Origin of the sequence: Gemmobacter megaterium (genome assembly GCF_900156815.1) — a bacterium.
Classification (GTDB): Bacteria; Pseudomonadota; Alphaproteobacteria; order Rhodobacterales; family Rhodobacteraceae; genus Wagnerdoeblera; species Wagnerdoeblera megaterium.
In genome coordinates, this window is record NZ_FTOT01000012.1 from 39,108 (window position 1) to 54,159 (window position 15,052).

13 protein-coding genes are annotated in these 15,052 nt (G+C 66.2%); 11 read left to right on the forward strand and 2 right to left on the reverse strand.

The features are described from left to right. Positions 1-15: 15 nt before the first annotated feature. The 7 genes from BW970_RS18080 to BW970_RS20950 are packed head-to-tail and all read left to right on the forward strand — an operon-like array spanning position 16 to position 10,909. Positions 16-588 carry a hypothetical protein gene (locus BW970_RS18080; RefSeq protein ID WP_076534056.1) on the forward strand — a complete coding sequence of 191 codons (573 nt, stop codon included), beginning with the start codon at positions 16-18 and terminating at the stop codon, positions 586-588. Continuing rightward, the gene (locus BW970_RS18085) at positions 585-1,001 is read left to right on the forward strand and encodes a DUF6950 family protein (protein WP_188475578.1); all 417 of its coding nucleotides are present in this window, start codon (positions 585-587) and stop codon (positions 999-1,001) included. The genes BW970_RS18080 and BW970_RS18085 overlap by 4 nt, the downstream gene beginning before the upstream one ends. After that, positions 994-3,180 carry a phage tail protein gene (locus BW970_RS18090; RefSeq protein ID WP_200799314.1) on the forward strand — a complete coding sequence of 729 codons (2,187 nt, stop codon included), beginning with the start codon at positions 994-996 and terminating at the stop codon, positions 3,178-3,180. Before BW970_RS18085 ends, BW970_RS18090 begins: the two co-directional genes overlap by 8 nt. A 10-nt stretch (positions 3,181-3,190) precedes the next feature. Next, on the forward strand, positions 3,191-6,553 hold the full coding sequence (locus BW970_RS18095; RefSeq protein WP_076534060.1) for a pyocin knob domain-containing protein: 3,363 nt from the start codon (positions 3,191-3,193) through the stop codon (positions 6,551-6,553). A 49-nt stretch (positions 6,554-6,602) separates the two neighbouring features. Further along, positions 6,603-6,926 (forward strand): phage holin family protein, encoded by a 324-nt coding sequence (locus BW970_RS18100; protein WP_076534062.1) that lies wholly within the window; start codon positions 6,603-6,605, stop codon positions 6,924-6,926. 42 nt (positions 6,927-6,968) lie between these two features. Continuing rightward, the gene (locus tag BW970_RS18105) at positions 6,969-7,238 is read left to right on the forward strand and encodes a spike base protein, RCAP_Rcc01079 family (RefSeq protein WP_076534064.1); all 270 of its coding nucleotides are present in this window, start codon (positions 6,969-6,971) and stop codon (positions 7,236-7,238) included. Next, positions 7,238-10,909, forward strand: a complete 3,672-nt coding sequence (locus BW970_RS20950) for a hypothetical protein (protein ID WP_188475577.1) — start codon at positions 7,238-7,240, stop codon at positions 10,907-10,909. Before BW970_RS18105 ends, BW970_RS20950 begins: the two co-directional genes overlap by 1 nt. Before the next feature lie 82 nt (positions 10,910-10,991). On the opposite strand, the gene BW970_RS20825 is transcribed toward BW970_RS20950, so the two are convergent. After that, positions 10,992-11,159 carry a hypothetical protein gene (locus BW970_RS20825; protein ID WP_159441471.1) on the reverse strand — a complete coding sequence of 56 codons (168 nt, stop codon included), beginning with the start codon at positions 11,157-11,159 and terminating at the stop codon, positions 10,992-10,994. A 116-nt stretch (positions 11,160-11,275) separates the two neighbouring features. Between BW970_RS20825 and BW970_RS18115 the strand changes: the two genes are divergently transcribed. The 4 genes from BW970_RS18115 to BW970_RS18130 all read left to right on the forward strand — a co-directional run bounded on the left by BW970_RS18115 (position 11,276) and on the right by BW970_RS18130 (position 14,424). After that, positions 11,276-11,995, forward strand: coding sequence for a peptidoglycan recognition protein family protein (locus tag BW970_RS18115; RefSeq protein WP_159441472.1), 720 nt, complete (start codon positions 11,276-11,278; stop codon positions 11,993-11,995). Positions 11,996-12,007: 12 nt separating this feature from the next. Further along, positions 12,008-12,202: a hypothetical protein gene (locus tag BW970_RS18120; protein ID WP_076534069.1), complete on the forward strand. Its 195-nt coding sequence runs from the start codon at positions 12,008-12,010 to the stop codon at positions 12,200-12,202. Positions 12,203-12,601: 399 nt separating this feature from the next. Beyond that, the gene (locus BW970_RS18125; protein ID WP_076534071.1) at positions 12,602-13,996 is read left to right on the forward strand and encodes an MATE family efflux transporter; all 1,395 of its coding nucleotides are present in this window, start codon (positions 12,602-12,604) and stop codon (positions 13,994-13,996) included. Continuing rightward, complete coding sequence (locus BW970_RS18130) at positions 13,993-14,424, forward strand: glyoxalase superfamily protein (protein WP_076534073.1); 432 nt, start codon at positions 13,993-13,995, stop codon at positions 14,422-14,424. The genes BW970_RS18125 and BW970_RS18130 overlap by 4 nt, the downstream gene beginning before the upstream one ends. Positions 14,425-14,589: 165 nt before the next feature. Here the strand turns inward: BW970_RS18130 and BW970_RS18135 are convergent. Continuing rightward, on the reverse strand, positions 14,590-15,052 hold a 463-nt coding region (locus tag BW970_RS18135; protein WP_076534075.1), incomplete at its 5' end, for an SOS response-associated peptidase.

Here is a 15,052-nt window from a genome sequence, read left to right on the forward strand (position 1 = left end):
CTGCGAGGTGCTTGAGTGACGTTTGACCCACGGGCCGAGGTGATCGGCGTGCTGGATCTGGTGTCGATCGACACGCCGGACGGGGTGTTCCGGTTTCTGGTCGGGGTGGATGGGATATTCACCGATGTAGACGGCCACCAGTGGATCGGGTCGCGGCTGATCGGGGCCAGCGATCTGCGCCCGTCGATACAGGGCGAGGCGGCGGGGGGCAGCCTGACGCTGGCCTTTATCCCCGACCCCGACGGCGCCGATCTGATTGCAGAGGTGCGGGCGCTGGGGACGGATTACATCCGCGACCGCGAAATCATCTTCTGGGACCAACCCCTGTTGTCGATGGCGGAATTTCACGCCCCGACCCTGCCGCCGCAGCGGTTTCTGACCCGGCGGGGCCGCGATGTGCAGTTCGATCTGTCCGGCGCGCTGGAGCGGCGGATCACCCTGAATTTCGAGGGGCCGTTCACGGGCCGCAACCGCGCGCCGGGGCTGCAATATACCGTGGCCGATCACAGCCGCCTGATCGGGGCGGGCAATGCGAGCCTGCGGTTCATGCCGACCGACATGTTCCAAGAGCAAAAGCTGTTCGGATGATGAGTCCACTCTATGCCGAGTTGAACCGCTGGCTGGCGCTGCGCCACGCCTGGGGCAGCGCCGATTGCATCACCCTGCCAGCCGATTGGGTGCTGCGGATGCGCGGGGTCGATCCTGCCGAGGATATCCGCCTGACCTATGAGTCTGCCTCCGAGGCGCAGCGCGTCTGGCGGTTTTTCTCGCATCCGCTGGAGGCAGTGGCCCCCCGGATGCAGCGCGCGGGGCTGGCGCTGACCAGCGCCCCGGTGGCCGGGGATGTCGGCGTGCTGCTGCTGCCGCTGGATGGGATGCTGCGCCCGCATGGCGGACTGTGCCTGGGCCGGGATTGGGCGGTCAAGATGGCGGATGGCGGCGTGGCCAACGGGCCGCCGGTCAAGGTTCTGGGCGCCTGGGGGGTGGGCTATCATGCGTAGATGGATCCTGGCGGCGCTGCTGTCCACCACCTGCCTGTGCACGCCCAGCCAGGCCAAGGCGGGGCCGATTGCGCCGTTTTTGCAGGGCATCTGGGTAGGGCTGACCACGGGGGTCGGGGCGGCAGCTGGGATCGGTGGTGCCTTTGCGACGGGAATGAGCGCAGGCGCCTGGCTGGTGGGCGGGACATTCCTGTCGCGCATCGTGGTTTCGGTCGGGCTGTCGCTGCTGTCACAGGCGCTGATGCCCAAGCCCAAGATGCCGCCGCCGCCCGAGATCATGACGAACTACGCGCAGGACGTGGCTTTCGTCGAATGGGCCTATGGCCGGGTGCGCAAGGGCGGGCCGATGGCCCTGTCGGCCTATTCCGCGGTGCCGGTGGTCAATCCCGGCGGGTCGGATGCCAAGGGCAAGCGCCACTATGGCGTGCTGATCGCCTGCCATTCCACGCGCGGGCCGGTGGTGCATTACCTGGACAAGCGCGAGGTGGAGCTGGACGCGGGCGGCTTTGTCACCACCGATCCGATCCGCTGGCCCGAAGGGTCGCATCCCGGCGTCTGGCACGGTCAGGTGCGGCCCTATACCGGCCAGCCGGGGCAGGCCGCCGATCCGGTCTGGCAGGCCGCATTCCCCGAAGTGGGGGCCAGCGACAATTTCGCGGGCCTGTCCTATGCGGGCCTCTACGCGGCGCGCTGCGCGACAGAGCTGTTTTCGCAGATTTATTCCAATGGCAGGGAATGGGCTTATGCGCCGGTCTGGGATGGCTGCGATACGGTCTATGATCCGCGCACCGACAGCACCGACTGGACCGACAATGCCGCGCTGATCATCGCCGATATCGCCACCCGCATCTACGGCAAGCAGGTGGATTGGGCCGAGGTGGCAGCCGAGGCCGATATCTGCGACCAGCCGGTCACCAACCGCGACGGTGGCACGCAAAAACGCTGGACGATCAACACCGTGATCCGCGCGGATATGACCTGGGAACAGGCGCGCGCGCATCTCCAAATGTGCTGCGATGCGTGGTTTTACGAGCGGTCGGACGGCAAGCTGGGGTTCAAGGTTGGCGATTATCAGGAGCCGGACCTGATCCTGACAGCGGCGGATTTTGTCAGCCTGACGGTCAAGCACAAGGCCACCGATCCTGATGCCGTGGGCAGCTACGCCCTGCGCTATGTCGAACCGGCGCGGGACTGGAACGAAGAGGTGTCGGGGGCGGTCATCGTCAACCCCGATCCGACGGCACCACGGGCGGAAGAAGAATGTTTCGGGATCGACAGCCACAATCAGGCGTGGCGCGTGATCCGTCGCTGGGCGGCCACGGCCCAGCCGGAATGGTCGATCACCGGCACCCTGAAATATATCGGGCGCCAGGTGATGGGGCGGCGTTTCGTGCGCATCCAGCACGCCGAACTGGGGCTGGATTGCCGCTGCGAGGTGGGTCTGCTGGCCCGCAATGGCGGATCGCATACCTGGCAGATTCAGGCGGTTTCGGTCGAGCCAGAGGATTTTACGCCGGATGCCCTGGCGCTGGAGCCGCCGCGCACGCTGCGCGCCTCGGTGGCCGAGGATGGCACGGTGCCCGCGCCTGCCAGCCTGTCGGGTCAGGTGGTCGAGGGCACCGGCGGTGTCGCGCTGATCGACTGGACCTGGCCTGCCCAGACCGAGGATCTGCGCCAGCAGCTGCGCGTCCGGTCACCGGATGCCGGTTTGCCGGATTGGCAGATCGTCGATATCCCCGGCGGGCAGGGCAATCTGCTGTCCTCTGGACTGATCGACGGCGCGGAATATGAGGCGCAGCTGCGCAACCGCACCAATGCCGGGCGGCTGTCGGTCTGGGTGCCCGAGGCGCCCGTGGTGGTGCAGGCGGTGGCCAATACCGACCCGCCCCCTGCGGTCGAGGATTTTGCCGCCACGGTGGCCGGGTCGACCGTCGTGGTGGGCTGGACCGCGCCCAATAGCCCCCGCTATGTCGCCGCCCGCATCTATCGCGCGGCGGGCGCGGGGGCCGTCTTTGGCGACGCATCGGTGGTGCGGCTGGAATTCGGCGCCGCCTCGCTGGCGGATAGCTGGACTGACCCCGGCCCAGGTGTCGGGGCGCATCGCTACTGGATAGAGCCGATCAACGGATCGGGTATCGGCGGGCCGGTCAGCGGCCCCCAAACCATCACACTCATCTGAGAGGCACCCCATGCCGATGCTGTTGACCCGGATCACCGGCCCCGTTGACCTGCCCAATGGCGAGACGCCGCGCCACGGGCGGGTGCATTTCCAGCTGCGTGACTGGGACCGGACGGGCGATCACCTGATCATGCCGCGCGAGGTGGTGGCGCAGCTGGATGCCATGGGCTGGCTGGACGTGCGGTTGCAGACCACCACGACGCTGGACCGTGGGTCGATCTACGATGTGGCGGTGCAATATTGGTCGGTCGCGCTGGGGCGGCAGATCGTGGTGCAGCTGCCCGGTATCGCCGTGCCCGCCTCTGGCCCCGTCACCCTGGCCAGCCTGTTGGCGATCCCGGCCCCGGTGCCGGATGTGCCCGATGCGCTGGCACAGGCCATTGCGGCCAAGGCGGCGGCCGAGGCGGCGGCGGTGTCGGCGGCGGCCTCGGCCACCTTCGCGGGTGGGGCAGCGGATATGACCAAGGGGCGCCGGACGCGCCTGCGCGCGATTGTGACCGGCGACTGGCAGCCAAAGATCGGTGATCCGCTGATGCCGCCGGGGCAGGAGAACAGTCAGTTCGGGATTCTGGAGCGGGTGCTGGACAGCATGGGTGCGCAACTGCCCGCCGCCGATCTGATGTTGCACGTCGGCGATATCGGCCAGCGTCTGGCCTGTTCCACGACAAATATCACCACGATTCGTGCGGCCGGGCTGGATCCCGATGAGGTGTTGCAACCGGGCGACCCCTACCCTTGGGGTATGGGGCGGGTGCTGCCCGAGGTCTGGGGCCGTGCGCGGATCAGCCTGGATCGTTTTTTCGCGGTGGCGGGCAACCACGACGTCTCGGGTCGGGGTGGCAAGACGAACCCACGCGCCTGGATGTTCGACGATTTCCGCGAAGTCTTTGGCCGGTCCACCTATGCGATGACGATTGGTCGTCTGGGTTTCATGTTCATGAGCACCGAATCCGGCGGCGTAGGAGGGCAGATCCCGCGTGATGCGGTGGATTACGCCGACCGGGTGATGCGGGCGCATCCCTATCATTTCTGGCACATCGTGATCCACCAGCCCCCGGTGGGCTATGGGCCAGAACCGAATTCCGAAACCCGCGATCCTGTCACGGTGCCCTCGGCGGCGGCCACGTCCTGGGCCGGGGGCGGGCAGCCGCTGGTGACGGTGGGCGCCTATGCCTATGGGTCAGAGGCTGCGACGCAGGTGTTTCTGGGGGAAGTCGAGGACGGCGTTTTGCTGACCTACGGGGTGGACTATGCCTATGCCGACGATGCCGGCGCTCCGCCCGAGGATGACACTCTGCCGCCCGAGGGCGAAGAAGGGGCCGACGACGACACGCCAGAGCCTGCCCCGCCGTATACCGATATCCGGCTGTTGCAGACCTGGCAGCACGGGCCGATCACCGATGAGACTGTGCTGCAATTGCGTATCGCCTATGTCAAGGCGGCGCTGGATTTCCACAGCACGCAACTGGTGCTGGGAACGCCATCGGACCCCGGCCTGATCCGTCGCCATGCGGACCGGATTTTCGCGGTGTTCTACGGGCACACCGGGATCATCAATAGCTATGACCAGACCCCGACGCGGTATGACGCCGATCTTGATCTTTGGTGGGTCTGCAACAACATGGCAATTCCGCGCTGCGCCCGCGCGGGGATCGACGGCACCGACAATCCGCTGATCTGGTCGGTCGCGGATTGGGATACGGACAGCAGCACCCTGACCTTTCGGCGCTGGAATGCCACCGCAGATGAGGTGGGCGGCGAATGGGTCGGGGCCTGGCTGTCGGACACCCACCCCGGCCTGATGTGCGATTTCCAGATCACCTATCCCGGTCAGCTGGACCTGGGTGACGGGCGGGTGACGTTCGACGGGCGGCGCCAGCAGCTGACCGATATGGACGCGCGGCACATCCTGATCCGCCGCGATATCGACGAGGCGCCGGGCCGCCGCACGCCGGGCGCCCCGGATGAGGCGGGCTGGCCGACCTTTGACCGCGAGGGCGGCAGCAGCCTGGAAATCGCCCGGCTGGTCCTGGAAGATAAGGCGCTGAATGGCATCGTCGCTGGCGACGGGATGCATACCAGCGTGTCGCTGGCGCGTGGGGCCACATCCTCGCTGGGCGGTCGCGTTGCCTGGCAGCGCGATGCGACGCGCGAGGTGATGCAGGCCGGATATGAGCACGCGACCGGATCGGACGGCACGCCGCGCGCCCGCGCCTGGTGGTCGGCGGTGGACGTGGCCGGGGTCTGGCGCCGCGTGTTCGAGATCGACGGCGACACGGGCCGGATCCGCGCGCCGGGGGGCGTCGAGGGGCCGCTGGAAATCTCTGTTCCCGCGATCAGCATCGACGATGCGCCGGTTGCACCGCAGGCTGGCCTCAAGCTCGACTGGCGCGAGGGCGGCCAGAACCTGGGCGCGGGCGAGGGTGTGAGCGTAGAATGGACTGTCACATTGCTGGACGATCCGGCCCCGGTGCCGGTAGGCCGCATAGCGATGCGCAAGGTCAACGCCCTGGACGCCAGCCGATTGTCAGAGCTGGCGTTCCAACTGTCCGAGGATGGCGCGGCGGTGCCGCGCGACGTGCTGGTGGTCGACCCGGTCACGGGGCGGTTCACCGGGCCGGGCATTACCCAGACCTCGACCGACGCCACCGCTGGGCGGCTGAGCAAGGCGGGCGATTATGGATGGGGCGCGCTGGCCACCGCACCGGCCAATATCGGCAGCTGGTTGCGCACCGATGCGCCCAGCGGGGTCTATGTCTTTGGCGCGACCACGACGGATCAGACCGATATGCCGCCCGGCTATTCGTCGGGCAACTTCGGCACCGTCGTGGTCGAGCGATTCAGCCCGACGTTCTTCACCCTGCGTGCCATGCGGGCGGGTGCGGCCAATCCGCCAGAAACCTGGACCCGGCGCTACATGAACGGCACCTGGGGCACGTGGCACCAGGTGCGCAACACCGCCAATACGACGGTGGACAGCAACGGGTTCGTCAAGGCCGCGTCCCCAATCGCCCGCGTGGGCGGCGGGGTGGACCCCGATCAGGGCTTTGCCGCGGCGGGCGATGGTGCGGTCAATGCGATGGCGGCGGGCGTGACGATCACGCGGGTGGGGCTGGGGGTCTATATGCTGGGCGGCAGCCACGGCCTCGCGCAGAGCGGCTGGCAGATCGAGGTGCCGCGCGATCACAATGGCAATCGTCTGGTGCATGTGGCCACGACCTGGGCGGATGGCGTGCTGATCGTCACCCTGACCGCCCCTGTCTGGGATGATGGGCTGTGGATCGCGGGCGATCCGATGGACGCGCCCGGCGGCCGCTGGGTCGATGTGCGTCTGCACCAGCCCGAGCCAGAGCCGGAGACCGAGCCGGACTAGGCCCCGGTGGCTGACCAAATCCCGACACGACATCTGCGCAGGAGTGACCATGGCCGACCTACCGCCCGATCCGGGCCTGATCGAGACAATCAACCGGGCCATCGGTGGCGCGGCCACCGCGCTGATCGCGGGCTTTGCGGGCCGGGCGATGTATCACGCGGGCGAAGTGCGCGCCAAGCGCCGTCCGATCCTGTCGTGGGATCTGCTATGGGAGGCGCCTCTGGTCCTCGGCATGGCGATGATTGGCGACAGCGTCGGTGTCTACTTCGCTTTCCCGCGCGAGGTGACAGTCGGGCTGATCGCATTTCTTGCCTACCTCGGCCCGCGTGGGGCCGGGGCGGCGCTGGAACGCTGGGCCAGCCGCAAGGGCTGACCGTCTGACATCCGTCTAACAATTCAGCTTCAGGAGCCTGAGATGCCCCCCATTGACATGTTTACCTATAGCGCCACGGCGCTTGCGGACCCGGCCAGCGCCGCGCTGGCGATCACCCCGTCCGACGGCAGTGATCTGCTGATGGTGCCCCGTGCGCTGTATTGCACCGGCGCTGGCACGGTGCAGGTCACGATGCGCGCCGGTGGCGATCCGGTCATCCTGCCGATGCTGGTGGGCACGCCCTTGCCGGTGCGCGTGACGCGGGTCTGGGCAACGGGCACCACCGCCACCGGAATTGTTGGGGTCTGGTGATGTTTGGCCTTGGGTTCGGATTGGCAGCCGTCGCGCTGCACGCGGGTGGTACGCCCCCGGTGATCACCGGCACCGGCCCGGTGCTGGCGGCGCTGTACGCAGGTGACAGGCTTGGTGATGCCGTGACCTGGGGCAGCTATCACCCCGTCGATTCCTCCACCGTGCGGCAGATGCGGCTGGACGCTGGGGAATGGGTGGCCTTTGACGGTGATACTCTGGTGCAGGACGGCGAGAGCTGGCAGGTGCGCGAGCTGGTCAGCCTGGGCGAGGTCGAGGTGATCTATGCCACCCTGCCGCGCGTGGTCGAGGCTGTGGTGACAGAGCCGACGGAACCAACCGAACCCACGGAGCCAACGGAACCCACAGAGCCGACCGAGCCAACCGAACCCACGGAACCAACGGAACCGACAGAGCCGACCGAACCAACCGAGCCGGTGCCTGCCGCAGCGCCGGTCTATGCCGATGAGATCACGGTGGCCGGGATCAGCTTTACCTTCTGGGATGCCGCGACGGGGGGCAATCAGATCGAGGTGCCGGTCTATTGGGACGCCTTGGGCGATCTGCCGGTGATCGGCACGCATGACAGCGATATCTATGTGCAGGATGGCACGCCGTCCGAGCTGATCGCCCACGCCAACCCCAGCTATTCCAGCGGCAGCACGGTGGATGCGGCATTCCCGGCCCTGACATGGGCGCATGGGATGATGCGCGACGCTGATCTGCGCGGCAGCCAGATCGTCAACCCTTTCGGTGACCGGGTGCAGGCGTTGGACCAGTTGCTGTCCGGGGCCGCCAGTGCCCAGACCAGTGGCCGGTCGCGGTATGTCCACGGGCTGAATGTCTCGGTCGGGGCAACCGGCGTGCGGGTCAAGATCGACCAAGACGATACCGCCTCGCTGATCAAGTCGGTGCGGCGCAGCGATATTGACCACCCGTCCAGTGGATCGGGCTGGCAGTTGTTCCTGGAGCCGCCTGCGGTGCTGTCCTTTGTGCCGACCGCCCCGCCCGAGGGCTTTTTCGCACCGTGCCCGACACGCGGGCTGGGCGAGATCAAGGGGCACGAGGCGGCGGTCAATCTGGGAGTGCTGCGCAATCTGGCGCCCGTGGGCACCTTCAGCAAGGCCGACGCGGAAACCCGCACCCAGCCTTGGCGGCTGCACAATGGCTGGGGTGGCGATGCGCTGTCGAGGATCCAGACCGTCTACGAATCCACCGGCACCCGCTATGCCTCGTACTACGGCATCGAATTCGCGCGGGCGGGGCTGTGGCTGCACACCGATCAATCGGCGGTGGACAAGCGGCTGACTGCCCTGCGCAAGATCCGGCAGGGGCTGTGGATGCTGGCCGAGCTGGAGATGGGCTATCGGCTGGGCGCGGGCGCGGGCCAGAATCACGGCTATTGGCCGGATATGATGCTGGCGGCATTCGCGCTGGGGCGGCAGGATTGGCTGGACCTGATCGACAGCCAGCTGCGCACTGGCGCGCTGCAACAGCCGTTCTGGCGGACCGAGGCGGCGGTGGGCTACCCCGTGGCCTGGGAAAGCCCCACTTCTCTGCGGCAGAAACAGTATATCCCGGTGCGGCCGGAAACCGTCGGCACCGCCTGGCTGTGCCAGCAGCTGGGGCAGGGGCGCAATTCGGCCTATTCCGACAATGAACAGCAGGGCTATCTGCCGATGACCAGCCATCCCGGCGCGCTGGAGACGCTGTTCGTGGGCCTGCTGCAAAACGGCCCCGGCGGTCAGACCGGCGTGGATGCGATATTGCGCGGTGGGCCGCTGGACCCGACCAATGACCGGGCCGCCAAGATCGCCTATTTCGACCATTTCGCGGCCATCAGCCTGGCCAATGACTGGGAGGCATCGACCGGCGCGCTGTCCGGCTATGGGTCGCAATTCTGGGCCGCGCATCGCAATGCCATGCCCGCGGCGGTCTATCCCCATGTGCCGGCGGAAATCGTCGTGCCATCTGTCACGGGCGGAACGCGGTCCTTCAGCTATGATTTCCAGGGCAAGGACAAATCCGCCTGGCCGATCACCCGCCGCGATCTGCGGTTCTCCTTGGATCAGGTGCAGTATGTGCAGGTCGATGATGTCGCGGCCAGCGGATCGGTCAGCGGCCTGATCGCCGCGCCGCATTATGTGCAGCTGCGCCAGCACAATGAGCATGGCCCCGGCCCTTGGTCCAGCCATCAGCGTTTCACGACCCAGACCGAGGCGGCGCCGCGTGGCTATGCCAATGTCACCGGCGCCGTGACCAATGCCCAGCCGGAATTCGCTGTGGCGCCGCGCATGATGGTCAAGCGGATGCCCGCCGCCGCCTTCCCCGACTATGTCGAGGCGCCCGAGGTGTTGTCGGTGGCCAATATCACGCTCTATGCCGGGGTGGGCTATCAGGCCGCCACGGTGCACCCGGCCCCGAGCTACACATTCCAGTGGATGCTCGATGGCGAGGATATTCCGGGGGCGGTGGGTGCCAGCTATAACGTCACGATCCCTGATCTGGCGGAGGGCCTGAGCTACCGTGTGATCGCCGACAATGGGGTCGGCACGCCTGCCGTGGCGGTCAGCCAGACGGTGACGGTGTTCAGCGCACCGACGGTCCCGGATGAGGTCATATTCGACAGCCGCATGGGCAATGATCTGGCGCTGTTCTGGCCAGAGCAATACGGGACCATCGTCGTCAACAATGCCACCGCCCAGGTGCAGGGCAACCTGTCGCCGGATTGGGACCGGCTGGCTGACGATGTGGATCCCGGCGATTTCACCCCCGCCACGACCAGCGCCGGGGCGCTGGTGGGGATCAAGAGCGGGTCCAACCCGCGCCTCGATATCCGCCTGACCGGGGACAGCAAGAAGCTGACCGCTGGCCGCAAATACCTGCTGCGGCTGGGCATCGGATCGTCCATGTCCAAGGATAACGTGGATTCCGAGCTGGTGCGGATCGAGGTGCTCGTGGGCAAGACGGTCGGCGCCTCCGATGTGGTGGCGCCCTATGTGATCGACCCCAACCCAACCCGCCGGGTGGAAAATCTGGCCTTTGGCATCGACGTGGCGCCGGGCGAGACCAGTCTGGACCTGTGGTTGCGGGCGCGCATTCCAACCCCGGCGGCAGGCACCGGCGGGCTGAATATCGAGATCTTTGACATCAGCCTGATCGAGGTCGAGGATTACGACGATGACCTGACCGCCGTCTATCCGCCGCCGCTGCCCGCGCCAGAGGTGGTCTATAGCCTCAATCCGGCTGGCTGGACCCTGACGGATTGCGCCTTTGATGGCGAGGGGCGGCTGGTGATCGGCCCGCAGGTCGGCGGCCAGACTTCGCGCGCGACGCTGGTCATTCCGGGGCTGGATCCGCTGCGGCAATACCGGGTCACGCTGACTGTCACCCGCGTGACCGGATCGTCGGGCGCCTCGGCGCTGGTCCGGCGCCTGGGGCGCGGGGCCTATACCTCGCCGCTGTTCGGAGAGATCGCGGCCTCGTCGCAGCTCTATTACGACACCAACCTTCCGGGTGGGTCCGGGTCGAGCACGATCACCGAAACCTTCCGGCTGGCCGAACGGCCCGATCTGGTGGACGAGACCAACCTGCAACTCTACCTCCAGCACACCGGCGGCACGCCCACCACGACGCAGCACCGGATCGACGCGCTGACGGTAGAGGCGCTGTAGCGCGGCGCAGGATCAGTCGAGAGGCGCGGCTGGCGAAACTCCAGCCGCGCCTCTACTCTGGCGGCGATGTCGCGATTCCCGATCAGGTCGTGGTATCCGGCCCGTCCCCTCTGTTTCCGACCACTGGGGGGTCGGGTTCCGGTTTGGACTGGAGGCGCATCGCCTCGCGCGCCAGTTCGGTCAGCCCGTATCGCTCGATGTAATCGACAAGCGCTTGTTCCAGGAGCGCGATGCGACGGTCGTTGTCCATCAATGCCTCCGGTCTTCTGACCCTCCCCAGATTGCGCACGGATTAAGACAAAAATGTGGCCTTCCCGGTCACGCACACGCCCCGCACCTGCGGGGCTTTTTCATATGGAGAACACGATGATGAACCGCATCGTCTGGCACCATACCGGTGGCGGCTACAGCCCCGGCCCGGAGGATCGTCGCGCCTATCATCGGCTGATCGACGGGGACGGGCAGGTCCATGATGGGCACCATGCCATCGCCGCCAACGCACCCGGCCGTGCGCTGACACCCGGCACCTATGCGGCCCACACGCGGGGCCTGAACACCGGCGCGATCGGCGTGGCCATCTGTGCCATGGCCGGGGCAGGCTGGGGCGGTGCGGTGCCCTGGACGCATCCGGTCAAGCCTGTCCAGGTCGATGCCTTGGTGGCCGAGACAGCGCGGCTCTGCGACCGTTACGGAATCGTGCCTGGGCCACGCATCACGCTGAGTCATGCCGAGGTCGAGCCAACGCTGGGCGTTGTTCAGGCGGGAAAATGGGACTTTGACTACCCGCCCCGTGGCGGGCCCGGCGCCCGCGATCCCATCGCCATTGGCGACGAACTGCGGGCCGAGGTTGCGCGGCTTCTGTCCTCGCGGCCGGTGGCACCTGACCCCATCCGCCCTGTCCTGCGCCAGGGCGCAACGGGCCAGCATGTCCGCGACCTGCAACGCCTGCTGCGGGGCCCCGGCATAGACGGCGCCTTTGGCCCGCTGACCCGGCGCGCGGTCGTCGAATTTCAGAGCCGCAATGAACTTCTTCCCGACGGCATCGTCGGGCCGATGACCTGGGCCGCACTGGCCCCCCAAGGCTGAAAGGAGCCTCCGATGTCCAACGTACTTGTCCGTATGGTCCTCTACGTCCTGTCGCCGCTGCTGGCGACGGCGGTCGCGCTTGTCCCCGGCTGGGGCGTGGCCTTCGACGGCACCACGCTCACGATCAACATCGAGGTGCTGATCGGAGCGGTCGTGGCCGCATTCGGGCTGTCAGGGGCCGTGTTCGCCAAGTGGGGGGTGAGGTAGCACTTGCGATAATGGTTCGGCCGTGCGGCAGCATGGGGCGGGAAGCGGACCCATGTGGTCGTGGAACGGGTCGATGGCACTTCTCACAGTGGACGGTCACGGGCAGCGCCAGGACGCGTAGCTCTCTCGATGCGAAGAGCCCAAAGCGGCCGCACGGAGGACCACGCGCCTCGTATGTGCGGCATTTCGGAAACAGAAGCTGAAGCGCCATCAGTGCACCGTATTGCCCAGAAGGCGAGTTCCTTGTATCCGAGTGGCAAGGTGCCGGGCACCTGCCGCCTGCGGACGCGAGTCACGGTGAAGCCCGGAGCGAGACGACATCTCACCCTCGAAGCATTTCGCAGGTGGGTAATGCAGGCCCCCCTCCCGATCCGAAATGCCTCTCTGGAGGAGTGAGCGATGTCTGTCAGACGCGCTGCCAATACAATTGAGAACCCCTTCCTGACCCTGCCGGTCAGACGATTATTCTTGGCCAACGCCCTTCCCATGGCGGTGGTCATGTCAACTGGCGGCCTGCTGAACGTGGTCGACTCTATATTTGTGGGACGTTTTATCGGTGCCCAAGCCCTTGCCGCAGTCAGCCTGGCCTTTCCGGTGGTCATGCTGTTGACGGCTCTGACCACCTTGGTGGGTGGCGGCATGTCGAGCCTTCTGGCCCGGCATCTGGGCAAGGGATCGCGAAGTGAGGCAGGTGCTGTTTTTGCGGGTGCGCACGGGCTGGTCTTCGCCATGAGCGCTGTCGTGATCCTTGGCGCGCTGACGTTTGGCCGGGGCATCGTCTCCTTCCTTGCCACTGGGAATGAAGCCGTCGCGGGGCCTGCCAAGGATTATCTGCTGATCCTGATCCTGGGTGCCCCCGTGCTGTTCGGTCTGGGCTTGCACGCTGATGCCCTGCGCAACGAGGGGCGAGCAGGCCTTATCGCGCTGCTGTCGGTGCTCGTGAATCTGCTGAACGTCGCAGCAAACTACATTGCGATCGTGATCCTCGATCTCGGAATCGCAGGATCAGCGATCGGAACTGTGGCGGCGCAGGCACTAGGCTTGGCGCTGCTTCTGTTGGTGCGCAAATGTAATCCAGCTCTCTTGCCCCTCAGCACTATCCGGCAAGCAAGCTGGCTGACAGGCTGGCGGCAGATCCTCTCGTTGGGTCTCCCATTGTGCCTGAGCTTCATTGGAATGGCGCTTGTGGCCAGCACCGTCCTCCTTGGCATCGATAACACCGCAGCGGATCCCGATTCTTATGTCGCAGCCTACGGGGTTGTGACGCGCGTCCTTGGTCTGGCCTTCCTGCCGCAGATGGCCATCGCGTTGACCACCCAGAGCATCACCGGGAACAATGTCGGCGCAGGCCGGATGGACCGGGCGCACGCGGCCCTGCGGCTCGCCATAGGGTGCGTGTTTCTGTGGTGCCTTGGCGTGGCACTGACTGGAATGCTGGCAGGTGAAACGCTCGGCGCTTTGTTTTCCAAAGATCCGGAGGTCATCACCGCAGTTGGCGTAATCATGCGCCCCATGACAGCGCTCTACGCCGTCACCGGGCCGATCCTTATCCTCGCGATGCATTTTCAGGCGATGGGGCATCCGCTGCGAACCGCAGTTCTGACCCTGGTGAAACCCTGGCTGCTGACGCCTGTGCTCATTATTGTCCTGAACGCGCACTCGGGGCTTTCAGGCCTTTGGTTTGCGTTTCTTGTCGCAGATGCCACCCTGCTTCTTGTGGCTCTGACGATCATTTTCCGGGGCCGCATCTTCGACGCAACCTTCACGACACTGCATGCCAAGGAGGGATCATGACACAGCCATCGCTCGATACCGTCAAGGCACAGGCCAAAGCCCTCCGGCAGGCGCTGCAAGCCGGGGGCACTGTCGTCAGTCATGCGCAGGCCCTTGAACTTATAGCCCGGCAACACGGGGCACGGGACTGGAATACGTTGCATGCCCGCGTCACCCGGCAAAACGCGCCCCCCGAGCTTGCCGTCGGAGATCGGGTGACAGGGTATTACCTGGGTCAGGCATATACCGGCGAGATCGTCGGCTTGTCAGGACCGGCAGGGCATCGTCATGTGGAGATCAAACTCAACCAGCCGGTTGATACAGTTCGGTTTGAGAGCTTCTCGAATTGGCGCCACCGCATCCGTGGAACACTCGACGTGGACGGACGCAGCCATCGCAAAACATCGGATGGCGCACCGCATCTGATCGTGGAAAAGGCTCCGCCTTGATTTGAGCAGAAGGCGGAGGTGCAAACAGTGGCAACGCCGCAGGCGACAGCAATGTCCCGCATAGCAGACGCTGGAGCCCCAAAATGCTGCGGTCAGCATGAACGGCCGGTCTCGAGAATTTAAGCGAAATCCCGACCCGAGCACGATCGGCAGCTATGGGCCGATCTACCCGTGGAACGGCTCTACCAACTCTTCCCCCTCATCCGCGATCCCGAACCGCCGTACCGGATGATGCCGCACGCGCGCGCCAGCGCCAAACGGCAGATCATCTGCGCCACCCAGCCAGGCCTCTCGTTCGTCGGTATCGAGAATCACCGGCATCCGGTCGTGGATCGGCTCGACGCTGTCGTTTGCGGCACGGGTCAGGATGGTGCAGGTCAGCAAGTCTCGCCACTGGCTGATCAGGCCGGCGAACCACAAGGTGTCCTCATTGCCGGCCGCTTGGAACAGGTGCGGCTGCTTGGGACTGCGGTCGCCGGTCCATTCATAGTACCCTCCTGCCGGGATCAGGCACCGACCATTCCGCCACGGGTCGCGAAAGCTAGGCTTGTCGGCGGCCTCCTCGATCCGGGCGTTGATCGTGGCTGCCTTCCAGTCGCGTAGTTCGCCGCGATGCCAGGATGGGATC